A 23649-nucleotide genomic window follows, 5' to 3' on the forward strand; every position below is an offset into this window, starting at 1 on the left:
AATGAAAAAATTAATTATTGCTAGTGCAGTATTATTTTCAATTTCATCACAATATGCTCTCGCAAATAACTATAAAACAACAATTGAATATCGTCATCAATATTTAGACGCATCAGGGAAAAGCGGAGATAGAATTAAAGCTTTTTTGGATACAGGGAAAAATATTGGATTTGAGTTAGATGCACGCTATGGAAATAAAGATGGTGCTTATGACGCAATGAAAATTGATGGTTCGGAATTTTCAGCTTTTTATTATACAAAATTGAATCCAAATTTAGTGGGGCTTGTCGGTGCTTCTCTTGATTTCGATAAATTAGGTTTAGTTTATGTTCCTTATGTCCGTTTAAATTATACATTCGATAATGGTATTCGTTTACAAGGCCGTTATAAATGGAAAGTGTGGGATTATGGTCAAGTAGGAGAAAATGGCAGTAATTATCACTCTAAAATCCAAGAGTTTGATAGCTGGATAGGTTACAAATGGGGTAACTTAGATTTACAGTATCAATTGGATTTAATGTGGGAAATGGCTGACAACGCTCAACCTCTTTACAATGATAAAAAATTCGATTATCAACACAACGTTCGCCTTCGTTATGATATTAAAGCAGATGATGGTGCGTTATGGCGCCCATTTGTTGAAGTGGGCAATGTGAAAGAAAATAGGTTTTCAAGTGACCGTCAAACACGATTCCGTGTGGGTATTCAATATACTTGGTAATATCATTTTCATATAAATATATATTTGCCCACGAGTGATCGTGGGTTTTTTATTGCCGGTTTGCAAAGAAGAGAAAAGAATAAATACTGAAAAATAAGAAAAATGGCCAATAAATTGGCCAAAAGAAAGTAATGAAATGACAACTTGAGCAATGGTAAATCGGGCTGTAATGAATTAAATTTTGAGTTTAATAACTTCACTTGCTGCTAATAAATAGGCTCCAGCTCCATAATCCATATTATGGTCATATTTGACATCTCGTGGGTTGAACGCCGGAAGCTGTACCCAACCTAGCATTCCATTGGGGTGAATACAGCTTTGTAGTGCACACCATGATTTTTCGAGCAGAGGCAGGTAGCGTGCTTCTTCCAGTAAACCTTGGTTTAAGCCCCACGCTAATCCATAGCAAAATAATGCAGTGGCACTACTTTCAGGGGCAGGGAAGCTTTGGGGATCAAGTAAACTAGTGCGCCAGAAACCATCTTCTTGTTGGTATTGAATGACAGTTTCCATTAGCTCGGTAAATAAATTTACATATTGCTGGCGGGCAGGGAACTCTTTAGGTAACGATTGTAAAATACGTGGGATAGACGCAATGACCCAACCAATACCTCGGCTCCAAAATACTTTTTCACCATTTTTTTCACGTAATTCACCACCCTTGCCATCAGGAATGTAGCGATAATCGCGATAAATTAAGCCAGTTTCAGGATCACGCAAATGTTCTATCGCATCCCAATAAGCGGTATGCATGTAGTCTAAGTAGCGATTGTCATTTGTTTTAGCTGATAACGCGGCAAAAGCAGGGGGAGCCATGAAGAGTGCATCACACCACCACCAGTCTTCTCGACCTGGTTTTGGCTCTACTAACATAAGGTTGAATGCATTAATAGTGGGTTCAAGGACTTCTGGATGATCAAATTGCGAACTTACAGCTAAATAGGCTTGAGTACAGACATGGTCATCGGCAAAACGTGGGTTAGGTCCTGTACGAAATCCAGTATGTAATGTGTAATCCAATACACCAGCGAGATATTCGTTATCCTGTGTTGCTTGCCATGCAGCAGCAACACAAGACCACAGAACACCACGTTCCCAGTCCGTATCTTTAATAAAACGGGTTTTGCCACTACGACGAAGTACACTGCGTACTTGGTTTTTTGATTGATAACGGTAAACCCGTTTCATATCATCTAAAACCGTATTACGTTGTAATGGTTTTGGTAATGATGATTGTTCCATTATTTTCTCCAGATGAGTTAGCGAGCTAACCAGCCACCATCAACAGCAATGGTATAACCATTAATATAGTCACTTGCTTTGGAGGCTAAAAAGATGGCTGGCCCTGCTAAATCCTCAGGAGTTCCCCAACGGCCCGCAGGAATGCGCTCTAAGATAGCTGCGTTGCGATCCGCATCAGCGCGCAGTGCTGCCGTGTTGTCTGTTGCCATGTAACCTGGGGCAATCGCATTCACATTAATGTTGTATTGGGAAAGCTCAGTAGCGAGAGCACGAGTGAGTCCCATGACGGCTGACTTACTTGCAGTGTAAGATGGAACCCGAATACCACCTTGGAACGAGAGCATTGAGGCAATATTAATAATTTTCCCACCATTACCTTGCTTCACGAATTGGCGTGCAACACGTTGAGATAAAAAGAATAAGGTTTTTTGATTAATATTAATCACATCGTCCCAATCTTTTTCACTAAACTCTAATAAGTCTTCACGGCGAATAATACCCGCATTATTGACAAGGATATCAATATGGCCCATGGCGGATACCGCATCATCAACCAAAGTTTGTAACCCGTCTTGTTCCATTAAATTCATAATAATGTAGTGAAACTTACGGCCTAAAGCTTCGACTTGAGCGCGTGTATCAGGAGCATCTTGGATGCCAACTCCAACAATATCTGCGCCTGCTTGGGCTAAACCAATTGCCATTCCTTGACCTAAACCGGTATTACATCCAGTGACAATCGCAATTTTTCCTGTTAAATCAAATAAGTTCATCTGTACCTCACTTACGATGTGACAGTACTGCCACATCGTTTTTTATTATGTTAAAAAAGATAAAAGGGTTATTTCAGATCTTTCATGGCGACATGATCCATATCGTGGAACACCTGATTTTCGCCAACCATTCCCCAAATAAATGTATAAGCAGCAGTTCCCACGCCTGAGTGAATAGACCAACTTGGGCTAATGACGGCTTGTTCATTACGAACAACAATGTGGCGTGTTTCCGAAGGCTCACCCATATAATGGAAAACAACGTTGTCTTCTTTCATATTGAAATACAGATACACTTCCATGCGACGTTCATGGGTATGGCATGGCATGGTATTCCATAAGCTACCGGGCTCGAGTACTGTCATGCCCATTGATAATTGGCAGGTTGGTAAAATAGATGGGTGTAAGAATTTATAGATGGTACGAACGTTACAATTCTCTACATTACCTAATTTTTCTGGTGAAGCTTGTTCGATAGTAATTTTGCGTGTTGGGTAGGTATGGTGTGCAGGTGCACAGTTCATATAAAAACGTGCAGGGGTAATCGCATCAGTACTGATAAACTCGACAGATTTGGCTCCCATACCAATATAAATAGCTTCTTTTGGTGCGATATCATAGGATTGGCCATCAACGATAACTTGACCTGCGCCCCCAATATTAATTGCACCCAGCTCACGACGCTCAAGAAAGAACTCAACGCCTAATGCTTTTCCTGCCATTAGAGCGAGTGGCTTTTGTGTTGGAACAATGCCACCCACAATAATGCGGTCGATATGGCTATAAGTGAGATTCATTTCCCCTTCACGGAACAAATTCTCGATCAGGAACTGTTTGCGTAAGCCTTCAGTATCAAGTGTTTTTGCATGCTCACTGTGAATTGGTTGACGAATTTCCATTATAAATACCTCATGATTTACTGATAGGTAACCGACTTTAATGGTCGGTATCCCCGAATACAGAGTGAACGTGTTCACCTCTGATGAATGTGTCTGTTAGATAAAAATTGTTATCAACAACGGCAAAATTAGCTTGAGCCCCAACTCGGATGTAACCAAATTGGTCATCGATTCCAAGGTATTGAGCGGGAACCGAAGTAGCCATTTGTACGGCTTCCCATTCAGGAACATGCGCGAGTTGCACCATGTTGCGCAATGCGTTATCAAGGCTACATGTACTACCCGCAAGAGAGCCATCAGCTGTGCGAGCTTGCCCTTGAGTGACCTTCACCGTCTGTGCCCCAAGGGCATAATCACCATCCGGTAGCCCACCAGCTCGCATACAATCCGTAATTAAAGCGAGCTGCTGATAACCTTTCATTCGATAAGCTAGCTGCATCATGACGGGGTGAACATGAATGCCATCGGCAATCAGCTCCGCAAGGACATCGTGGTACAACACTGAACCACAGCAACCGGGCTCTCTATGATGTAAACCCGTCATGCCGTTATAAAGATGTACGCCACAATCTGCACCATGTGAAAATGCGAGACTGGTTTGTATGAAATCAGCGGCAGTATGTGCAACACTGGTCTTAATATTGTGTTGTACTAACCAATCAATAGCCTCAATGGCACCTTCTGCTTCAGGTGCAACAGCAACTCGCAAAAGTGTGTGATTAGCACATTGCACAAGGTCTTCCAATTCATGAATGGTCGGCGATTTTAAGTACTTAACAGGATGTGAGCCTCGATGACGTTCAGTGAAGTAAGGGCCTTCTAAAAAACTGCCGACTAACTGGGCTCCTGATGTTTGCGGCTTGGCGATAAAGTCACTCACTTGGGTGAGTGCGCGTTTGATATCATCCATTGGTGCGGTGACGGTGGTTCCCACCCAAGCCACAACACCAGTTTTGACTAATGCATCAGCGATGGTTTGCAACCCTTGTTGGCTTGCATCCATGACGTCTGCGCCAGCACGACCATGAATATGGATATCAACAAACCCCGGTAGTAAGGAGCGCCCTTCAAGACGGATGACTGGGCAGTGTTCGGGGGCGGTATCCGTAATTTCCTGTATAACACCGTTGCACACTCGAACATACTGCTGATAGCGAATTCCCTCAGGTGTAAAGGTACGATCCGCTAAAATGGCATATTGCTGTTTCATAGGCCATCTTCTTCACATTCAGGCTCTGACATCATAGCCAGTTGTTGGCGTAGATCTTGAATACTACTCGTGCCAATATCGTGTAAGATAGAAAGAAGTTCTTTTGCACCAACCCCTTCACGTTCCAATGCCGCATTGACAATCATCGGTAGATTAACGCCAGCTAAAACTTCAACGGATTTATCTTCCATCATAATTGCCATAGCGCGGTTACAAGGGGTTCCACCAGGAAGGTCGGTGAGAAAAAGTATTTGTTCACAATTCATGGCACTCATTGCTGCTCGCATTTGTTGTTCCAATTCGTCGGGAGAAAGGGTTTCAACAAAATCAATAAACACCATATTTTCCTGTTCACCTGCGATGGCTTTGACAGCGGAAGCCATACCGCTCGCAAAATTAATGTGCCCAGAAACAATCAAACCAATCATTGATAACTCCTTGCTGGTGGGTAACTTGGCTACCCACCTAAAAACAATTTAATACGATTCTGTTACATCACACCGAGTACATGGCCAATAACACCGAAGGCCAAGACAGAGAAGATAAGCACCGGCGGTTTTGCCCAGAAACCTGTCCCTTTCACCATTTTGAACATCAAAAAGACAAGGCACAGAGGGAGTAAGTTAGGCATGATTTTGTCGAACAAGGCGGTTTGTAGTTCGACCACCTTGCCACCTACCTCAACAGCAGCGGTGGTTTGTACTTTTATGAAAGTGGCGGAAAGTGCCCCAATCACAAAAATCCCCATGATGTTGGCGGCTTTCGCTAATTTTTCTGTTGCGTCGCTCATGTTAACCATCGCCGCAGTACCTGCGCGATATCCCATGAACATCAAGCCAAAATAGACAAAAAAGTGAACAATTTGGTACAAAAAGAAGAAAACAAATGGGCCGGCAATTGAGCCTTCCATTGCGATAGATGCACCTAATGCTAAAGTCAGTGGCATCAATGTCATATGGTCGATAGCATCGCCGATTCCACCTGTTGGCCCCATACCTGCTACTTTCATGACGTTGACAGTAGAAGGCTTCTCTTTGTTCTCTTCCATGGCAACGGCAGTACCAAGTAAGAAAGTAAATAATTTTGGACTCGCATTGAAAAACTGTAAGTGATTTTTCAGTGCAGTTGCATAATCGCGTTTGTTATTACCATGAATTTTGCGTAGGGCTGGGATGATGGAGAATGCAAAGCCTCCCCCCTGCATACGTTCAAAGTTAAAGTTACCTTCCATAAATAGCCCGCGAAATGCACAACGCCATAGATCGCCTTTCGTGATGACTTTGCGGACAGTGGTATCTTGGTACTCATCAATGCCATCAACGTAGGATTCCACTGGTAAGTTTTTGGTTTCTACTGCTGTCTTGTTATCAGATACCATCTTCAAAATCCTCATTTTGTTGTGAGTTATTCTTGTTGTTACCGCTGAAGAAGTAATACAGGGCTGCCGCAGATGCGCCGAGTATTGCTACTGCCATAATTGGCAGTTTGAGATAAGTGGTCATAACGAAACCAACAAAGAACACACCAGCCACTTCTTTTGACCACATGATTTTCAACAACATCGCGAAGCCAATTGCTGGAACCATTTTGGCGCCAATACCTAAGCCTTCGAGGAGTACTTTTGGTGTATTTTCATCAATCCACTGTGCCGCGTGTTCACCGAAGTAAACCGTTACAAAGGCGACGATCGCGTAGAGTAAAGAACGAACGGTAATTGTGGCGATTAGTAACCGGGAGATCCCCGCCGCATCGGCTTTTTCAGCGTAGCGATCAGCTTTCCCCATAGTGAATGCGGTGATTGCAAAAAAGCCGATAATGATCATTTGCATGAGAACGGCAATTGGCATACCAATTCCCATTGCTACCGCTGGTGATTGATTGGTCATAATGGCGAATGCAACGGCGGCGATAGTGCCTAAGGTAACATCAGGTGGCTGAGCCCCTGCATTTGGAACAAGCCCCAGCCAAGCTAATTCTAATGTTGCACCCGCAATTAAACCGACTTGCATATCACCCATAATCAGGCCGACAACAGGCCCTGTGATCAGTGGACGATGGATATTGAGTGCAACGTCATACTTATCTATACCGCAAAAGAAGGCCCATAAAGCCACGAGAGAAGCTTCATAAATCATAATAGTTTTCCTTAAACGCCTTAGTGTTAAGTTGTTATCTCAATCTGCTTATGCTGTTGCGAGAGTAAGAACATTAACGGGGGTTTGGTCTGGAGTATTTTGAATTGTGCAAGCTACTCCTTTGTCGACAAGCCGACGAAATGCTTCTAAGTCGCGCTCATCCACAGACACTGTTTTGGCAATTTGGCGTTTTCCTTCATGGAAATGCATATTGCCAACGTTGCAGTGAGTGATAGGAACTCCACCTTCGACAAGGCGAGCAACATCTGTTGGGTTATTGCAAAGAATAAAGATTTTTTGACGAGGAGACGCTTTGTGAATGACATCGATGGTTTTTTCGATAGAGAAAAATCGGACGGCATATTCTCCACCTGCGGACGCTTTCATCCCTGCTTGCATAAAAGCAGAATTAGGACCTTCCGCAGCATCATCATTAGCGACAAGAATTAAATTTGCTTCAGTGTGTTTACCCCAAGTGATTCGAATTTGCCCATGTAATAAACGCTCATCGATTCGGGTCCAGACAATATTTGGTGCGTGCATATAATTGCTCTCTTATTATTAGCTATATTTATCATTAAGAAGGCATGAAGCCATCTTCTTGATATGAGAACGGGTAAATAGTGACACCTTGAACAACCCGATTAATTTCTCCAGTTGGAGATGGGTTATCTGGTGTATTCCCCAGTGCAATGGAACTATGGAATGCAAAGGCCTGCGCTAACATTAAATAAGGAAAAAATAGGGCTGAGTCTGAGCACTGCTCCATTTTTTTAATATAAACGAAACTTTCCTCTATTTGTGTGTCATCAGAAGAGGAGGTGACCGCGATCACTTTTGCTGAAGCATTATCGTGAATTACCTCTCTTAATAAGTCAGTCTCATACTGTCTGGTGTATTTATCGTTTGACAGAAACAGCACGACTAACGTTTCTTTATTGACGATAGATTTCGGTCCATGGCGAAACCCTAAAGGCGTGTCAAAGTTAGCAACGACCTTACCAGCCGTTAATTCCAACATTTTTAGGGCAGCTTCTTGTGCAAGGCCTTGTAAGCCACCACTACCTAAATAAATGACTCGTTTAAATTTACCTGCATAATCTTCACGGATACGGCGGTTAAACTGAGTGTAACTGTCGTGATAATCTTGGAAATAGGGTTTAATTTCATTCAAATAGAAGGATTCGGTTAAGAAAATACACAGCGCAGCCATCATCATGGATGAAAAGCTTGACGTCATTGCTAATGAACGGTCATTTGATTCTTCTGGCATTAAAATGGCTAATGCATTGGTATTATTTTGGCAATAACGATATAGCTGCCCTTGCTCGTTGCAGGTTAAAACTAAGTGGTAACACTGAGTTAGGCATTTTTCTGCCACATTAAGAGCAGCAACACTCTCGGGACTATTGCCAGAGCGAGCAAAAGAAATTAGTAACGTTGGTACGTTTTCCGCTAAATATTCTTTTGGGTCGGCGACTAGATCCGTGGTGGCAATGGCATCAATACGGCGTTTTAAATGGCCTGTTAGAACGGGGGCAAGGGCGCGGCCTGCGAAAGCCGATGTTCCAGCTCCCGTCATGATAATGCGTGCGTCTGGTGCCTGAAGCACTTTAGCTAAAAATGTATCAATTTCAGCACGTTGTTCTTGTATTAGCTGGTTTGTTTTTTCCCAGCATTCAGGTTGTTGCTCAATTTCTTTTGCTGTCCAGAATGCGTTTAGCTTTTCGAGTTCAGGTGTTTGATAGCTTAAATATTCCATGTCAAACCTCAGTGACTAAATTTACATGCATCGGCATATACCGAAAGTACGTCGCGAATTTTTGCAAAAATAAAGGATTTCGCTGAGCCATCGATCATGCCTTCTCTTAATTGTTGGAATTGATGTGGCATGTATTGGCTTAAAAGTGGTAACGGGATCGGTTTTGAAGATAAGTTAGCCATCAGCGTTTCTATGGCTTGGTTAATTTCTTTATCAGGCCAGTAATAACGAATACGGTCACTAAAACTATAAACGCGTGCAAAAGCTTGCTGCTGGGCATCACCATGGTAGTATTTTTGCCAAAATTCGGGCTCACGGCACATCAACTGTTCCATTTTCTCTTTTAAGTGAGAACACTGTTCTGCTGGGAACATTTCATTCTCAATTTCACACAGAGAATAGAGGGCTTCTCGCATAGCAAATGTTAAAGCCGGGCCCACTTTTAAAATAGCAAAGTGGTCTTGAACGAGTTGCTTATAAGCATCTGGTGTTTGGTAATCGGTTGAGTGTGCTTCAAAAACAAGATGAGGGTAGTCATCAACAACTTTACTTAATGCTTGTGCTTTTTCGGGTTGATAATCAATAACACCGGTATGGTCAAATTCCACGCCAGGTTGGACGACGAGGCCAATAACACGTGTCCAGCAGTCACCGACACCTGCTTTTTCGAACGCTTTCGCATGGCAGTCTAAGGTTTTTCTCGCGGCTTGTGGGTCTGTGACTTCAACACCTTCAAGCGCTTCAGTTGCTCCACCTGGTACGGGGACTTCCGTACCAATAACATAAACGATATCGCTGTAGCCAAATTTTTCTTTGGCGGTTTTTTCTGCAATAACTGCGAGTCGGGCGGCACGTTGTGCAACGATTTCATCCGTGAGTGGAACAGGGTCATCTGCACAGGACATACTGCAATCAAGGTGGATTTTTTTGAACCCTGCGGCAACGTAATGTTCAATTAGGATATCGGCATTATCCATGGCGTCAGCGGCATTAAGCCCTTGCCAACGGTTAGGACCTAAATGGTCACCACCAAGAATTAGCTTATTTAGAGGAAAATTGATTTTTTCTGCTTTCTCAACCACATAATTGAAAAAGTCAGCCGGAGTCATACCCGTATAGCCACCAAATTGGTCAACTTGATTGGATGTGGCTTCAATTAAAAGAAAGGAATCATTATCCAGCGCTTGGTGCAATGAAGCTTCAATAACAAATGGGTGGGCTGAGCAAACAGAATAAATGCCATTCTGTTTACCAAGTTTATTTTGCTGAACAATCTTTTCTAAAGGATGCATTAATACTAACTCCACAATCAACACGGTTGTATTGTTAATGGAGTTAGCGAATTATTGCTCTTTATCGACGATGATTACTTCAATTTTATGGTTTTTCAACTCTTGGACATATTCATCAGGGATCCCAGAGTCTGTCACCAAAACATCAATATCAGCGAATTCACGGATCATATGACAGCTGCGCTTACCAAATTTCGTAGAATCAGCAACCGCAATAACAGTTTCCGAGATTTCACACATTAACCGGTTAAGGCTAGCTTCCTGTTCATTGTGTGTCGTGATACCAACGCGTAAATCGAACCCATCAACCCCAAGAAAAACCTTGTCAAAACGATAATTTCTGAGGCTATTTTCTGCTTGTGAGCCAGAAAACGATAAAGCATTTTTGCGCAATGCGCCGCCAGTCATTAGTACATCAACGCCAGCGGCTGTTGCTAACTCCATTGCGACATCTAAACCGTTAGTCATGACAACGACGCTATCCCGCGACTTTAAGTGTGTCGCAATTTCTCGTGTCGTTGTCCCCGAGTCTAAAATGATCGTATCGCCATCATTAATGAGCGCGGCGGCTGCTTTCCCTATTAATGTTTTTGTGCCCGCATTCTGCCCACGTTTTTCATGGATGCTAAGTTCAGCAATAAACCCAGTATTTGGAATTGCTGCCCCATGGGAGCGGACCACATAACCATTCTTTTCAAGAAAGCTTAAATCGCTACGGATGGTGACACTTGAAACTTTAAATATTTCGGCTAAATCTTCGACTCGTGCTTTACCTTGTTGGTTAATCATGTCGAGGATTTCCATGCGCCGTTCAACTGCCGCTTTCACTTTCATCTCCTTACGAAATCAAATGATTTTCTTTCATTTGATTTCGAATTAAGTTTACTACGCTAAAAAATACCGACAACGAAAAAAAACAAAACTTTTGATCTCTTTCACAAAGTTTCGATTTGTGTGTTGTTTGCTTACGGATATTTTCAAATTTTAAATATCATATCTTCGAATAAGAAAGTATCCAATCAATAAAGTAGCAATAATTGTACTTTTACTAAGCAACCCCTGTGTTTTGCATAAATATTAGCAATATTTGCAAAAAATTCGCTAAATATAAGCTCAAAAATTGGCATAAAGTGCGATGGTGGTAATTGAAGTTCGAAAGGAATAGAAGTTTCTTTAAAGCAAAAACAAAAGTTACTGGGCTACTGTGTGTTATTTATATGCTTTTCAACGTTTCTGACTCAAATTAAACGCTTTCAAATTCTTTCATTTTTTGATTTTGTGATTTCAATCTCTTTTGGTTTTTCGTGTTTTGCGTAATGCTATAAAAATAACCTGACTGTTTCGGATTAATTTAAATGCCTGCAAACCAACCCACTTATTTTCATATGATGGCGAAACCCACCAGTTATCGCTGCAATATTAAATGCGAATACTGTTTTTATCTTGAAAAAGAAAATGTGTTTCACGAGCAACCAAAGGAAGACCAGCATGACGTTATGCCTGATAACGTACTACGTCGTTATATCAAAGACTATATCCAGTCCCATGCTGGTGAACAGGTAGACTTTTCATGGCAAGGTGGGGAGCCAACCCTTGCAGGGCTAGAATTTTTTGAGCGTGTTGTTAAGTACCAAAAGCAATATGCCCAAGGAAAAATCATCACGAATAGTGTGCAAACTAATGCTATTGCGATTAACCGACAATGGGCGCAGTTTTTTGCAGACCACGGTTTTTTAATCGGTGTATCTATTGATGGCTTAGAAGCTGTTCATGATAAATATCGAATTTCCGTTAATGGTAACCCAACTTTTGAGCGTGTGAAGAAAGCGATTCAGCTCCTGATTGAATATGGTGTTGAATTTAATACCTTAACCGTTGTTAATGACCAAAATTGGCGAAAAGGAAAAGAAACGTATCGAGCTTTGAAAGCATTGGGTTCCACTTTCTTTCAGTTCATCCCCATTGTTGAGGTGGATAGGCGCTTTCCACATACTCAAGGTGGCCATTATGCCCCTGGGCCAAATGCCGCGATGGCACCATTTTCAGTACCCGCTGAGGGATATGGGCAGTTTATGGCTGATGTTTTTGATGAATGGATCCACCAAGGAGACATTGGCAAAATTTATATTCGTCTATTTGATAGCTTATTAGGCACTTGGATGGGCTATCCGGCATCAACCTGTGTGCAATCTAAAACGTGTGGGCAAGCGCTGATTATTGAATCTAATGGGGATGTCTACTCCTGTGATCACTATGTGTATCCTGCCAATCGGTTAGGTAACGTACAACAACACTCCCTTTCCCGTATTGTTTCTTCTAAGCAGCAAGTCCGTTTTGGGCAAAATAAATATGACAAGCTAACGAGTCTTTGCCAGCGCTGTGAGGTTCAAAGCCTTTGTTATGGCGGCTGCCCTAAGCACCGGATCACGGCGATAGAAGGTGAAAAATATCGCCATAACTATTTATGTCGTTCATATAAAAAGATTTTTCATCATACCGCTTTAGGTATGCAGTTAATGCGTCAAGCGATATCTGGTGGTGCTTTAGCTAGTGATGCACTTGGCACAATACAGCGTGCTTATAAGCAATAATAATATTATCTGGAGATATTTTTGTGAGATTACCTTCTATGAAGAAAAGCCTATTGGCAGGGCTGATAGCAGCAAGTAGCTTAGTACCTCCCATTGCAGCGAATGCAGGTGGTACACCGGAAAAGCCGAATGTTTTACTGATTATTATGGATGACTTAGGAACAGGGCAGCTCGATTTTGTGCTTGATAGCCTTGATGTCAAAGAGCTTGCGCAGCGCCCATCACCACAGCGTTATCAAGGTGATATTAATAAGATGGTGGAAGCGGCCAGAACGGCGATGCCAAATGTTGCGGACATGGCTGCAGGCGGAATTAAGATGACCAATGCATTTGTGGCTCATCCTGTTTGTGGCCCATCACGAGCGGGTATTTTTACTGGGCGCTCTCCTGCAAGTTTTGGCACTTACAGTAACGATGATGCGATGTTAGGTATTCCTCAAGATATCAAACTATTACCCGCATTATTCCAAGAAAATGGCTATGCCACCGCCAGTATTGGAAAATGGCATAATGCGAAGGTATTGAAAAAACCTAAAATTGCACCAGAAAAGCAAACTCGCGATTATCACGATAATATGATTTCGACACCGGAGCCAGGTTTCGCACCTCATGAAAGAGGTTTCGATTATGCATATAGTTTCTATGCATCAGGGGCGGCACTTTGGAACTCCCCCGCAATGTGGCGAAATGGTGAAAATGTGCCAGCTCCTGGCTATACCACGCATTTGTTAACGGATGAAGCCATTAATTTCATTGATGGGCACAAAGACAAACCTTTCTTTATCAATCTTTCATACAGCGTACCACACATCCCATTAGAAGAAGCTTCACCAGCGAAATACATGGATAAATTCAATACTGGTAATGTTGAAGCCGACAAATATTTTGCTGCGCTAAATGCGGCCGATGAGGGAATAGGTAAAATTATCAATACACTAAAGGAAAATGGTGAATTAGATAATACGCTAATTTTCTTTATTTCTGACAATGGTGCGGTGCATGAGTCGCCAATGCCAATGAATGCGATGGATAAAGGCTTTAAAGGGCAAATGTTTAATGGTGGCGTACGCGTTCCATTTGTTGCTTATTGGCCGGGGCATATTCCCGCAGGTAAACACAGTGATGCGATGGTTTCTGCGATTGATATCTTACCAACTGCATTACAAAGTGCAGGGATCACCATACCCGATAGCATGAAAGTAGAAGGCAAAAATATTATGCCACTATTAACGGGTAAAACAGAAAAGTCACCACATGACTATCTGTATTGGACAGGTCCAGGGACGAAACATTACAGCGAAGAAAACCAAGATTTTTGGCATGGCTACCATGAATGGATCACTTATCAACGCAAAGAAATTCCAAACAACCCTAATTTAGAAAAACTATCGAAAGGCTCATGGGCTATCCGTGATGGGGAATGGGCGCTTTATTTTTATGATGATGGTTCTAACCAGCTCCAATTATTCAATGATAAACAAAATCCAGCCGAATCGAATAATTTAGCAGCTCAATACCCAGAAAAAGTAAAAGAGTTGAAATCTGCTTATTATCAATGGATTAAAGATAAACCAAAACCTGTCGTATGGGGACAAGACCGTTACCAAGTCCTGATTGAATCAGCAAAATAAATACAAACTTTTGTTCTAATCTGCGCGCAAGGATGCGCCAGTTTGCATCATAGAGAAACACGTATGACAATACCGACTGAACGCCCAAAGCTGCCTTATGAGCACCCAGATATAAAAATTTATCAGAAGTTATTCAAAGAGAATATCATTCGAAGATTAATTAGAAAGTCAGCCTATCAATGTAACGATAACCACATCATCAAAGCCTTTCAAGATGAAAATCAGCCACTTTCAGTTCTTTGCGAATTATTAGTGCGCTATACCACGGAAGCTTTTGTTCATTATCAAACATGGGGTTACTCTCACGCATACTATCCTGGCAGCCCAGGCCAGCAAACGGTGCGGACAGATGCCCTAGAAGGGGTTAGTAGGGTACTGCCTTTACTTGCTTCATGGCTAGTTCACAGCCAAAAAGCAATATTGAATGGGTTAAATTTAGCATCAATTGACCTTTCTGAAATCATCAAAAATGCATTTTTACATGGTACAGACCCTGCTCATAAAGGCTATTGGGGAAGGCTTGAAAATTATGACCAAAAAATTTGTGAATCTGCAGATTTAGCGCTGACTCTCTGGTTGAGTCGTGAGTGGGTATGGGATAAATTGGATAACTCTGCGCAACAACGCATTATTGAGTGGTTCGAACAGGTTAATCATTGCGATATCGTTGATAACAACTGGCACCTTTTCCCTCTTACCGTGCAATTTGTGATCCGAGCTCTCACAGGTCGAGATACCATTGCAATGTGGCGGTATGAAAGAGTGAAACAATTTTACGTGGGTGATGGCTGGTTTCGGGATGGCGCGAAAGGTAACTTTGATTACTATAATGCATGGGGCTTTTACTATTCATTATATTGGCTGAACCAAATTTGCCCCCACTTCGATGATGAATTCATTCGTAGTTCATTAAATCAGTTTAACCATCATTATCGTTATTTTATGACACCGCAAGGCATTCCATTTTTTGGCCGCAGTGCATGTTATCGCCTCGCGGTGTCCGCGCCTTTATTAGCCGGTGTTGATTTAGGTGGGGATGCTGTGAGTGTGGGGGAGGCTAAAAACGCACTAGAAAGTACTTTGCGTTATTTTATTGGTCATGGTGCCTTAAAAGCGGGAGCGCCAACTCAAGGTTTATTTAGCTATGATGCCCGCCTAGTCGATAATTACAGTGGTCCTGCGAGTAGTTTTTGGTCATTACGTGCTGTAATTATTGCTTTGTATTGTGGTAATCGAATTCAACTTTGGGATAGCCCTTGTAGCCCACTGCCAGTTGAAAGCTCAGACTTTCATTTCGAAATACCATCAATTGCGGTAACGGTTATTGGTGTGAAAGAAACACAAGAGGTCACCGTGATATTTCGTGAAGATTACCTCAAACAGCAATCCCCATTGACGCGCCGCTTAGAGAAACAATTATGCTCTCAGAAAGTAATTGAAACGCTACTAGGCCAATCAAAACGACCTAAAAACAACTTGTTACGTAAAGGAGTGACAAGTTATAGCTCTAAAATGACTCACTACTTCTAATCTTCCTTTCATTTGCTTTCAGTACGAAAGGAATAGAAATGTGATTTAGATCTTTTACCTTTCTGTTTCTTTCGTTTAATATTATTCGAAATCAATCGAAAGTTTAGAGGCGATTATGTACTTGGTATCTACCCGTAATATGTTGAACAGAGCCCAACTGGGAGGCTATGCAGTTCCTGCATTTAATATTCATAATTTAGAAACCATTCAAGTTGTTATGGAAACTGCTGCAGAAATGGCATCTCCTGTTATTTTAGCAGGAACCCCGAGTACGTTTTCTTATGCAGGAAGTGACTACTTGATAGCTATTTGCCAGCAAGCGGCTGAGCGCTATAAAGTCCCAGTGGCTTTGCATCTAGATCATCATGAAGATATTCCAGATATTTTCCAGAAAGTCTCCGCGGGTGTGCGCTCTGCGATGATTGATGCTTCTCATTTTCCGTTTGAAGAAAATATTCAAATAGTTAAACGGGTTGTTGATTTTTGCCATCAATGGGACTGCACAGTTGAGGCTGAGCTGGGGCGTCTAGGGGGGCAAGAAGATGACTTAGTTGTTGATGCCGCAGATGCACTTTTCACTGACCCTGACGCTGCGATTACTTTTATTCAAAGAACTGGTATTGATTCCTTAGCTGTTGCAATTGGAACCGCTCACGGCATGTATAAAAGTGAGCCTCATTTGGATTTTGCTAGGCTGGACGCAATCCGTAAGAAAACGAATTTGCCTTTAGTTCTTCATGGTGCTTCGGGGATCCCTGATGCAGATGTCAGGCATTGTATTGAGCTTGGAATTTGTAAAGTCAATGTCGCGACAGAGCTAAAAATCGCGTTTTCTGATGCAATCAAGCAGTATTTCATTGAGAACCCAGAAGCTACTGACCCTCGCCATTATCTGGTTCCAGGAAAGGCAGCGATGAAAGCGGTGGTGATGGATAAAATTCGTGTTTGCAAAAGTGATGGAACACTTTAACAAGTAAAAATCATCTAGATTTGCTGGGGTATAACCCAAATTTATTGTTGATAGTCCGCAATAAATTGTTTTGAAAATAAAAGGAATATTATGAAACAAGTTGCTGTTTTGCTCGCAGATGGCTTCGAGGAAGGGGAAGCGGTCGTTTTCATTGATATCATGCGTCGGTTAGATATTCATGTCGATGTCTTATCTTGCATGGATTCGCTTATTTTAAATACGTATTTTGGTACTAAAATTAGTGCAGATTATCTGTTAGTCGAAAAGTTATCCCATACTTATGATGCAGTGATGATGCCTGGTGGGCCAAAAGGAACTGACCGTTTGTATGCGAATGAAAAAGTAGTTGATTTCCTTCGGCGGCATATAAATGAGGATAAGTATATTTGTGCGCTATGTTCTTCAGGTGCGAAAGTATTAGCAGCTCATGGGTTACTGGAAGGAAGGCATTATAGTACAGGGGACAAGTTGGCTGAGAAATTTGGTGATGGCATTTATGTTGACCAAGATGTTGTTATTGACGGAAAATTTATCAGTGCAAAAGGGCTTGGTGTAAGCTTTGAATTTGCATTTACCGTCGCAAAACATTTGCTGGCTGACAATGTTGATAAAGTGGATTGGCAAGCTAAGCATATATATTTTAAACATTGGCCACTTCCCTATCTATAACTTTTATCGGTGATCAAGATAAAAAATAAAGCGGGAATGATATTTTTTCCCGCTTTATTAATATTAGATAGCAGAATAATGATCAAAAATCAGAGTTAATAGTGTATGAAGCTAGTTCTCATCATGATAAGAATTAATTGTAATTTATCAGTATTATAACAGCTGGATTTAAATTAGAAATTTTTCGTTATAAACATTAAGCTGGTCAGATACATAATCGCCGGTAAGGAATGAATATGCGGAATATTGCTATTACAAAAAATAATATTATTTCTGGTTTTCAATGGTTCTTTTTTATCTTTTGTAATACGGTTGTTATTCCCCCGACTTTACAATCTGCGTTTCATTTATCACCACAAACCACGTTTGTTATAACCCAATATGCTTTTTTATTAACGGCTCTGGCTTGCTTGTTGCAAGCGTTTATAGGCCATAAACGCTCTGTGATGGAAGGGCCAACTGGGCTGTGGTGGGCAACAATTTTAACCGTAACCTTGTCAGAATCTATGCAAGGAACTTCTCTTGAGACGATAGGATGGAGCTTGGCTATAGGGATTTTTCTGTCTGGGATTATTACCATTTTTATTGGTTTAAGCGGTCTTGGTGGTTGGTTAGCTGGTTTGTTCAAGCCGGGAGTGCTTGTGGTGTTTATGTTTTTACTTGGTGCTCAACTGGTCACTATTTTTTTAAAAGGGATGTTAGGACTACCATTTGGTGTTGGCAGTGAAAATATTACAGTTAATTATCCTGTCTTCTTTTTAGCCCTCGCAGTACTGATATTTGTCATCGCAATGATCATTTATTTACCTATGAGTATCAGTAAATATGCATTATTGATTGGAACAATTACCGGATGGCTTGCTTATAGTGGGTTATTTGGCAGCACGATATCACCTGTTTCATCAGGGCAATGGGTGTTATTTCCATTAGGTAGATCCGATGAAATCAATATAAGTATTGTGCTGACAGCGATTTTGGCTGGAATATTAAACACATCCAATACGTTTGGAGCGATGCGAGGAACTGATGTTTTTTATCCCAATTCATTACCCGTTAAATCCTTATATCGGCGTAGTTTTATGATGTCAGGGGTTGTAACAATATTAGCAGCGCCGATAGGCGTAGTGCCTTTTTCACCGTTTGTCTCATCTATTGGTCTAATTACTCAAACAAAAGACAGTTCACGTATCTCTTTTACTATTGGCAGCCTTATTTTCTTATGTGTGGGGGGCATTGCGGTATTGACTCAATTTTTCCGCTCTTTGCCGTTAGCCATTGGTAGCGCGGTTATGTTAGCGACTTATTTGCCGCTGCTATTTTCTTCATTTTCATTTCTTGCGGATATGAAACTGAATGCACGTAATATTTATCGCCTCGCATTACCTATTTTTATTGGCATCTTTTTGATGTCAGCACCTGCTGCGGTATTAAATTCTTTGCCAACAATGTTTAGTTCTTTACTAGGTAATGGGTTACTCATGGGCATTATATTGGCACTTATTTTAGAAAATACGATCAAGTGGGATAACATTGCTTAATGTTTTGATAAAAAAAGCAAAGATGAAGGAAAATCTTTGCTAGAAAAGAAATTAAAAGGGATGTGATTTCATTTGGGCGTTTATTTTTTAGTATAAACCCAATTTTTTATATCAATAGGCTTAGTGATAATTTTGTTATCAATCAAAAATTGTTGAGTTTGCTTTAACTTACGGATGTCATTATCAGTAATATTAACGGAATAGCGTTTAGAAAAACTATCTATACTATGAAAATCATGTATTTTTTTTATGATTTCAATATTAGTATCGCTTTCTTTAGCAAGTAAAATTTCTGCCTGATCGGGGTCATTTTGCGCATATTTACTTGCTTTTAATAAAGCAATATTCATTGCTTTAATCACCTTCTCATTTTGATTTATGAATGCTTCTCGCCCTACGATAACAGAAATACCTGAGAGTTCAGGTTCAGTACGGGTTGAATAAAGTGTTGTAATCGTCGGAGATTTATTTTCTAAACGGGCGGTACTTTGCTCAGTCCATACCATCGCATCAATTGCTCCGTTTAATAATGCGGATTCAGCATCATTTGTCATTTGAATAATATTGAAGTCAGATAATTTATATCCTTGTTGTTCAATAAATAGCGTGAAATACCGTTGCATATACGTTCCTCGTGGTAATGCAACTTTCTTGCCTTTAAGGTCAGCTAACGAGTGAATATTGCTCTCTTTTCTTACTGCGATATTAGCATTGATGGAAGAATCCTCTGACATGATTAATTTTAAGGGAACACCTCTCGATGTGGCTATAATTCCCGGAAAATCAGCATAAACAGCAATATCAATAGCATTTGTCGCTAGGCCTTCATTGACGGCTGGACCTGCTCCTGCAAAACCAGAAATGGAATATTGGTAATCAACTTTTTGTAGCTCTTCTTCAAGATATCCTAGCTGTTTTGCTAAACCGAGCAAACCACTTAAACGACCATTATTATCTGCTGTACCAATACGAACAATTTTTTCATTATTTTTACTGTCAGGTAGCCTTTCATCCCCACAACCAACTAAAATGAAGGAAATTAATACTATGATAGGAAATTTGATATAATTTAATAATGTCATGATATGTTCCTTCTAGATTTCATATTCACTTGAAAAAAGTTCTGCAGAATTATCAAAAAATTCTTGAAGAATAATTCTCTTATAATATGCGAAATCAGAACTACCTCGATTTCGTGGATAAGGAAGATTAATATCAATTATTTTTTTTATGTTTCCAGGGCGGGATGACATTATAATTACTCGATTTCCCAAATATATTGCCTCTTCAATATCATGGGTAACTAAAATCATCGTCAGTTGCTTTTCTTGTTTGATAGATAAAATCTCTCGTTGCATTTCAATTTTGGTTAAAGCATCAAGTGCGCCAAGCGGTTCATCCAATAACAATAGTTCAGGTTGGGTGATTATTGTACGGGCAATTGCTGCACGTTGTGCCATTCCTCCTGAGAGTTGTTTAGGATAAGCATTAGCAAACTCAGTCAAGTTTACGAGTTTTAAATAATTTTCAACTAAAATTTTCTTCGTTTTTTTATCTATATGGTCTAATCCGAAAGCGATATTATCAGCAATTGTTAACCAAGGTAGAAGCCTATTTTCTTGAAAAACCATTCCTCTTTCTATATTTGGTTCGGTTATCTCTTTATTTTTAAATAATACACTTCCACTATTGAATTGGTTTAAGCCTGCAATTATGCGTAGTAAAGTACTTTTCCCACAACCACTATGGCCAACGATAGCAATAAATTCACCTTGTTGAACTTGAAGGTTAATATCTTCTAAAACAGGAAGTAACTTATTATTGATAGTAAAGTTTTTAAATCCATTTTTGATTGACAGCATATTTATTTCCTTTCTGTTCTTAACCATGGCAGCAGGTAATAAGATATAATTAATAAAATCTTATCTAATAATAAACCGACTATACCGATAACAAGAATACCCACTATAACGACTGGAGAATCTAGCATAATTCGGGCATCATTGATGCGATAGCCAATACCTGAGTTAGCTGCGATCATTTCTGCTGCAACGACTGTTGCCCAAGATAACCCCATTGCAAGCCTTAAACCTGTAAATAGGTTGGGAAGTAGTGATGGAATATAAATTTTTCGTAATTTTTGCCAGATATTGAATTGATAAAGATTACCTAATTCAATATAAGTCATAGGTGTCGTTTGTATTCCATTGATGGTACTTAGTAATATAGGGAAAAAGGCACTTTTTATAATAAGAATAATTTTAGTTACTTCACCAATCCCAAACCATAAAATTAATAATGGTATCCATGCTAGTGGAGGAATTTGACGTATAGCATTTAATGCCAGGTTGAAAATTTGGTTTGTTCGTAGCGACAATGCCATGATAATACCAAGAAAAAAAGCAAAAATAGCAGCGATAGCAAAGGCTATTAATACTCGGGATAAACTAATTGATAAATCTTGCCATAATTGCCCAGAATATAATTGGAAATTCAAAGAATGCCATGCTTGCGGAATAGATGGAAAAATAACAGGAGAAACACCTCCAATTGTTGTTGTAATATACCAAATTGTAAAAATAATGACTGGAAGTAGAAGTAAATAAAAACTGTTTTTCAACATGATATATAAACCTCAACTTATTTTATCGAAATATTGATTGAGGAAGCTCACATATGTTTTTGTATCCTGTAATCCAACGAGTTTATCCACTAATTTCCCATTATTTGAGACTGCAATAATAGGTATACTTCTAAGTGAATACTTTTGAAGAATTTCAACAGAATTATCTACAGAGAGATAATTGATTTTATTTATTGAGTAAAGTTTCACTAATGAAGGTAATAACTCATTCAATACTTTACATTTATTGCACCAATTAGCACCGAAGAAAATCAAATTATTTTTATTTTCATTAATAATTGAATAGAATGTTTCACTATCTATTTCATATATTTTATCGGAAAAGAAAAATATGTCAGATTTTTTGGAGGAATGATTATCTCCAGTGCGAGCAATACATAAGATATCATCATCTGGAATTTTATGTTTTATTATCCCTTCGATATACACTCTTGTAATTGTATCTTTAGGGGCTGCATTTGGTAATCGAAATTGAGAGACATCCAGAGGTGCTATGCTATTTTCTTCAGGTATATCTAATTGAGGGATCCAATCATAAGGGATTCTATAGGCACGATAGATCATATTATTGCGTTTTTTCCCTTCTCGCCAGTAAGGTGAGACATATTCCCACACAATCTCATGTTCAGCTGTTATTTCAATCAATCGCCCATTTGAGCCTTCGGTAATTAAAGTATTACCATTTGGTAGACGCTGAGCGCTACTTACATATGGGCTATAGAATCGACTCGAATCCATGGGAGATGCAAAACCTAGTTTTTCTGCATCATGTTGCCAAATAATTTCGAGAGTAACTGGGTTTATTTCTAATACTCGAGAACTATCTCGCCATGCATTTTTTAAGCCATATACAGATGAAGGGTTTGGTGCTCCATAACCAGCCCAACCTCCATTATCAAAAATTAACAGATTTCCTGCACCTGGGAGGCCATGAGGTATAATATGAGCATGATGAGGTCCGATAATCCAACCAAGATGATGAACTTGTTTGTCGTTATAATCTGGTCCTAATTGCCAAACTATTTTTCCAGTTTTTCGACTAGTTATTCCGATTATATTTGCTTCTCTAGAATCCCAAATAATGTTATCAGGATGAAAACGTTCGTCTCCATTATCATAATGTAGATTTGGCCCTATACGAGACATGGTATTAATATGTAGATAATCTCCCATGCCTCCACCAGCATTACGCATATTTGGATCACGATATAAAACATTTCTAGCTTCTTCGCTGAAATTTAATTCTGAAAAGTGATCGCTAAATGCCCATTGCCAGATAATATTACCTTGCCAATCTACTTCGATAAAAATATCATCAAGTAGCCATTTATCTGATATTTCAGGTTTGTAAATATTTTGATGGCATAGTATTAGAGTATTTCCGCTATGGGTTTGTGATGTTAATGTAGGAGAATAATAACCAACAGGGTTTCCATCACGTTGAAAATCATGATGTTGTCTTGCCATCCATATTATTTCTTGATTAGGATCTTGTATTTTTTCTAATTTATTGAATGACCATATAATGTTACCATCCCAATCAAATTGAACTAAATCAACTTGATCTTGAACACCATATTTAGGTGATCGCAAACCATGACTACCAAATAAATATCCACCAGGTAAAATTTTATTAGGGAAACCATCAACTCCTTGCCATAAATGCACTTCTCGACCATTCATATCAATTAATAGCGCACCTTTTCCTGGTGCGTTAAAAAGGGTATAACCACTAAATGTTTTTTCTTTATTGAAAATAGTAGTTCCTGAAGGATAAATACTTGGATGCCCCATATTAAATATTCCTATAGTAAATTTTTTCTATGTGGAATAATGGTGTAAAGGTAATGGCTTTTGAAATATTTTTTATTATGGTGTTATAACTTAATAGAACAATACAGTAATGTTCTATTAAGTGCTTATATTTATAATATTAAGTGATAAGAATATAATACGTAATTAATACAAAAAGTTAAAAATATAATTGATTTTTTCCTAGTGATGGTATGAGTATTGTTCATATCTTATGATCAGTAACACAG

22 protein-coding genes are annotated in these 23649 nt (G+C 39.8%); 7 read left to right on the forward strand and 15 right to left on the reverse strand.

Going from position 1 to position 23649, the window contains the following annotated elements; all coding sequences use genetic code 11:
- Position 1: 1 nt before the first annotated feature.
- Positions 2-721 (forward strand): oligogalacturonate-specific porin KdgM family protein, encoded by a 720-nt coding sequence (locus SJ312_RS21230; protein ID WP_004264412.1) that lies wholly within the window; start codon positions 2-4, stop codon positions 719-721.
- 174 nt (positions 722-895) lie between these two features.
- Here the strand turns inward: SJ312_RS21230 and SJ312_RS21235 are convergent, their stop codons facing one another.
- From SJ312_RS21235 to agaR, 11 genes are all read right to left on the reverse strand, one after another.
- Positions 896-1963 (reverse strand): glycoside hydrolase family 105 protein, encoded by a 1068-nt coding sequence (locus SJ312_RS21235; RefSeq protein ID WP_165880428.1) that lies wholly within the window; start codon positions 1961-1963, stop codon positions 896-898.
- Positions 1964-1980: 17 nt separating this feature from the next.
- A complete protein-coding gene (gene kduD, locus SJ312_RS21240; RefSeq protein ID WP_165880430.1) occupies positions 1981-2736 on the reverse strand; it encodes a 2-dehydro-3-deoxy-D-gluconate 5-dehydrogenase KduD in 756 nt (251 codons plus the stop codon).
- A 68-nt stretch (positions 2737-2804) separates the two neighbouring features.
- Positions 2805-3635: a 5-dehydro-4-deoxy-D-glucuronate isomerase gene (gene kduI / locus SJ312_RS21245; RefSeq protein WP_096865042.1), complete on the reverse strand. Its 831-nt coding sequence runs from the start codon at positions 3633-3635 to the stop codon at positions 2805-2807.
- Between the two features lie 37 nt (positions 3636-3672).
- On the reverse strand, positions 3673-4845 hold the full coding sequence (gene nagA / locus SJ312_RS21250; protein WP_153674196.1) for an N-acetylglucosamine-6-phosphate deacetylase: 1173 nt from the start codon (positions 4843-4845) through the stop codon (positions 3673-3675).
- A complete protein-coding gene (gene agaF / locus SJ312_RS21255) occupies positions 4842-5273 on the reverse strand; it encodes a PTS galactosamine/N-acetylgalactosamine transporter subunit IIA (protein ID WP_096865040.1) in 432 nt (143 codons plus the stop codon). Before agaF ends, nagA begins: the two co-directional genes overlap by 4 nt.
- Positions 5274-5335: 62 nt before the next feature.
- The gene (locus SJ312_RS21260) at positions 5336-6223 is read right to left on the reverse strand and encodes a PTS system mannose/fructose/sorbose family transporter subunit IID (RefSeq protein WP_036958865.1); all 888 of its coding nucleotides are present in this window, start codon (positions 6221-6223) and stop codon (positions 5336-5338) included.
- Positions 6213-6980 (reverse strand): PTS N-acetylgalactosamine transporter subunit IIC, encoded by a 768-nt coding sequence (agaW, locus tag SJ312_RS21265; protein ID WP_110592653.1) that lies wholly within the window; start codon positions 6978-6980, stop codon positions 6213-6215. The genes SJ312_RS21260 and agaW overlap by 11 nt, the downstream gene beginning before the upstream one ends.
- A 48-nt stretch (positions 6981-7028) precedes the next feature.
- Positions 7029-7523: a PTS N-acetylgalactosamine transporter subunit IIB gene (agaV, locus tag SJ312_RS21270; protein ID WP_110592652.1), complete on the reverse strand. Its 495-nt coding sequence runs from the start codon at positions 7521-7523 to the stop codon at positions 7029-7031.
- Between the two features lie 34 nt (positions 7524-7557).
- Positions 7558-8742 carry an SIS domain-containing protein gene (locus SJ312_RS21275; RefSeq protein WP_004264442.1) on the reverse strand — a complete coding sequence of 395 codons (1185 nt, stop codon included), beginning with the start codon at positions 8740-8742 and terminating at the stop codon, positions 7558-7560.
- Between the two features lie 8 nt (positions 8743-8750).
- On the reverse strand, positions 8751-10034 hold the full coding sequence (kbaZ, locus tag SJ312_RS21280) for a tagatose-bisphosphate aldolase subunit KbaZ (protein ID WP_004264449.1): 1284 nt from the start codon (positions 10032-10034) through the stop codon (positions 8751-8753).
- Between the two features lie 51 nt (positions 10035-10085).
- Complete coding sequence (gene agaR / locus SJ312_RS21285) at positions 10086-10862, reverse strand: transcriptional repressor AgaR (RefSeq protein WP_036958927.1); 777 nt, start codon at positions 10860-10862, stop codon at positions 10086-10088.
- Between the two features lie 527 nt (positions 10863-11389).
- On the opposite strand from agaR, the gene SJ312_RS21290 reads away from it, so the two are divergent.
- From SJ312_RS21290 to SJ312_RS21315, 6 genes are all read left to right on the forward strand, one after another.
- A complete protein-coding gene (locus SJ312_RS21290) occupies positions 11390-12625 on the forward strand; it encodes an anaerobic sulfatase maturase (RefSeq protein ID WP_319868326.1) in 1236 nt (411 codons plus the stop codon).
- A 23-nt stretch (positions 12626-12648) separates the two neighbouring features.
- Positions 12649-14256: a sulfatase gene (locus SJ312_RS21295; RefSeq protein WP_094962829.1), complete on the forward strand. Its 1608-nt coding sequence runs from the start codon at positions 12649-12651 to the stop codon at positions 14254-14256.
- 63 nt (positions 14257-14319) lie between these two features.
- Complete coding sequence (locus SJ312_RS21300; protein ID WP_004264467.1) at positions 14320-15786, forward strand: DUF2264 domain-containing protein; 1467 nt, start codon at positions 14320-14322, stop codon at positions 15784-15786.
- A 115-nt stretch (positions 15787-15901) separates the two neighbouring features.
- On the forward strand, positions 15902-16756 hold the full coding sequence (locus SJ312_RS21305) for a tagatose bisphosphate family class II aldolase (RefSeq protein WP_036958871.1): 855 nt from the start codon (positions 15902-15904) through the stop codon (positions 16754-16756).
- Positions 16757-16843: 87 nt separating this feature from the next.
- Positions 16844-17425, forward strand: a complete 582-nt coding sequence (locus tag SJ312_RS21310) for a DJ-1/PfpI family protein (RefSeq protein ID WP_110592648.1) — start codon at positions 16844-16846, stop codon at positions 17423-17425.
- A gap of 236 nt (positions 17426-17661) precedes the next feature.
- A complete protein-coding gene (locus tag SJ312_RS21315) occupies positions 17662-18963 on the forward strand; it encodes a uracil/xanthine transporter (protein WP_165880437.1) in 1302 nt (433 codons plus the stop codon).
- Between the two features lie 80 nt (positions 18964-19043).
- Here the strand turns inward: SJ312_RS21315 and SJ312_RS21320 are convergent, their stop codons facing one another.
- From SJ312_RS21320 to SJ312_RS21335, 4 genes are read right to left on the reverse strand one after another with little or no spacing between them, the layout of a single operon-like run.
- A complete protein-coding gene (locus tag SJ312_RS21320; RefSeq protein WP_319868328.1) occupies positions 19044-20045 on the reverse strand; it encodes an ABC transporter substrate-binding protein in 1002 nt (333 codons plus the stop codon).
- A gap of 12 nt (positions 20046-20057) precedes the next feature.
- On the reverse strand, positions 20058-20825 hold the full coding sequence (locus SJ312_RS21325; RefSeq protein WP_228677527.1) for an ABC transporter ATP-binding protein: 768 nt from the start codon (positions 20823-20825) through the stop codon (positions 20058-20060).
- A gap of 2 nt (positions 20826-20827) precedes the next feature.
- Complete coding sequence (locus tag SJ312_RS21330) at positions 20828-21586, reverse strand: ABC transporter permease (protein WP_319868329.1); 759 nt, start codon at positions 21584-21586, stop codon at positions 20828-20830.
- Between the two features lie 12 nt (positions 21587-21598).
- Positions 21599-23401, reverse strand: coding sequence for an arylsulfotransferase family protein (locus tag SJ312_RS21335; protein ID WP_319868330.1), 1803 nt, complete (start codon positions 23399-23401; stop codon positions 21599-21601).
- Positions 23402-23649: the final 248 nt, after the last annotated feature.

It is taken from the genome of Providencia sp. CIM-Carb-044 (assembly GCF_033901115.1).
GTDB classification, from domain to species: domain Bacteria; phylum Pseudomonadota; class Gammaproteobacteria; order Enterobacterales; family Enterobacteriaceae; genus Providencia; species Providencia hangzhouensis.

Coding starts and splice junctions, on each gene's coding strand:
- agaW (WP_110592653.1), bottom strand. CDS start 6,980: ATGATTTATGAAGCTTCTCTCGTGGCTTTATGGGCCTTCTTTTGCGGT.
- SJ312_RS21305 (WP_036958871.1), top strand. CDS start 15,902: ATGTACTTGGTATCTACCCGTAATATGTTGAACAGAGCCCAACTGGGA.
- SJ312_RS21230 (WP_004264412.1), top strand. CDS start 2: ATGAAAAAATTAATTATTGCTAGTGCAGTATTATTTTCAATTTCATCA.
- SJ312_RS21330 (WP_319868329.1), bottom strand. CDS start 21,586: ATGTTGAAAAACAGTTTTTATTTACTTCTACTTCCAGTCATTATTTTT.
- SJ312_RS21260 (WP_036958865.1), bottom strand. CDS start 6,223: ATGGTATCTGATAACAAGACAGCAGTAGAAACCAAAAACTTACCAGTG.
- SJ312_RS21320 (WP_319868328.1), bottom strand. CDS start 20,045: ATGACATTATTAAATTATATCAAATTTCCTATCATAGTATTAATTTCC.
- SJ312_RS21315 (WP_165880437.1), top strand. CDS start 17,662: ATGCGGAATATTGCTATTACAAAAAATAATATTATTTCTGGTTTTCAA.
- SJ312_RS21325 (WP_228677527.1), bottom strand. CDS start 20,825: ATGCTGTCAATCAAAAATGGATTTAAAAACTTTACTATCAATAATAAG.
- SJ312_RS21235 (WP_165880428.1), bottom strand. CDS start 1,963: ATGGAACAATCATCATTACCAAAACCATTACAACGTAATACGGTTTTA.
- kduD (WP_165880430.1), bottom strand. CDS start 2,736: ATGAACTTATTTGATTTAACAGGAAAAATTGCGATTGTCACTGGATGT.
- SJ312_RS21300 (WP_004264467.1), top strand. CDS start 14,320: ATGACAATACCGACTGAACGCCCAAAGCTGCCTTATGAGCACCCAGAT.
- SJ312_RS21275 (WP_004264442.1), bottom strand. CDS start 8,742: ATGGAATATTTAAGCTATCAAACACCTGAACTCGAAAAGCTAAACGCA.
- nagA (WP_153674196.1), bottom strand. CDS start 4,845: ATGAAACAGCAATATGCCATTTTAGCGGATCGTACCTTTACACCTGAG.
- agaV (WP_110592652.1), bottom strand. CDS start 7,523: ATGCACGCACCAAATATTGTCTGGACCCGAATCGATGAGCGTTTATTA.
- SJ312_RS21290 (WP_319868326.1), top strand. CDS start 11,390: ATGCCTGCAAACCAACCCACTTATTTTCATATGATGGCGAAACCCACC.
- agaF (WP_096865040.1), bottom strand. CDS start 5,273: ATGATTGGTTTGATTGTTTCTGGGCACATTAATTTTGCGAGCGGTATG.
- kduI (WP_096865042.1), bottom strand. CDS start 3,635: ATGGAAATTCGTCAACCAATTCACAGTGAGCATGCAAAAACACTTGAT.
- SJ312_RS21335 (WP_319868330.1), bottom strand. CDS start 23,401: ATGGGGCATCCAAGTATTTATCCTTCAGGAACTACTATTTTCAATAAA.
- kbaZ (WP_004264449.1), bottom strand. CDS start 10,034: ATGCATCCTTTAGAAAAGATTGTTCAGCAAAATAAACTTGGTAAACAG.